The sequence below is a fragment of the Veronia pacifica genome (assembly GCF_001707825.1).
In the GTDB taxonomy this organism is placed as follows: Bacteria; Pseudomonadota; Gammaproteobacteria; order Enterobacterales; family Vibrionaceae; genus Veronia; species Veronia pacifica.
Genome location: NZ_LYBM01000120.1, coordinates 1 through 590, shown reverse-complemented (window position 1 = coordinate 590; position 590 = coordinate 1). Strand labels below are relative to the sequence as shown.

The window sequence follows — 590 nt, the reverse complement described above, 5'->3', positions numbered from 1 at the left end:
ACAGTGTCGACCCTGTCTCCGGTAGAGGACACGGTGACTGAGGGAGACAATGTGGAACTGGCGTGGACCCTGAGCCTCAATAATGCCTCAGCCAGCCCCACCACCCTGCAACTCGACCTCAACAACCTCGGCAATAAGGGCAGTTTCACTGATGACACCAACGGTATTTTTATCCTCTACAGCGCTGACGGTACACGCGAACTCAACCGGGTGGATATCAGTGACAATACCGACGGTATTGTCGAGCTGGTGATCCCGCCAGAGCACCATACCGTGCAGATCAAAACACAGGTAAACAATGACGTCGCGCTGGAGGGAACGGAGACACTGGCCCTGAAGGTCAAAGTAAAAGATACCGGGAACTGGACCACCGCAGACAGCATTACCCTAGAGGATGATGAGGGGGCGCTGTCCATCGCCTCCACCTCTGTTTATCAGCACGGTCAGGAGGATGCAGACGGTTACACGGACGGTCCGGCATGGGAGATCCGGGTCAGCCACCCCGCCGACAAGGCCACCACCTTTAACATCAATTTTAACGATCAGGACTACAACAGCTCCTTTGGTAAATTTGAAGCCTTTATCTATGT

1 protein-coding gene is annotated in these 590 nt (G+C 54.1%); it reads left to right on the top strand.

Features of this window, described 5'->3' with window-relative positions; all coding sequences use genetic code 11:
* A partial coding sequence (locus tag A8L45_RS24865) for a hypothetical protein (protein WP_175402085.1) occupies positions 1–590 on the top strand: 590 nt, incomplete at both ends.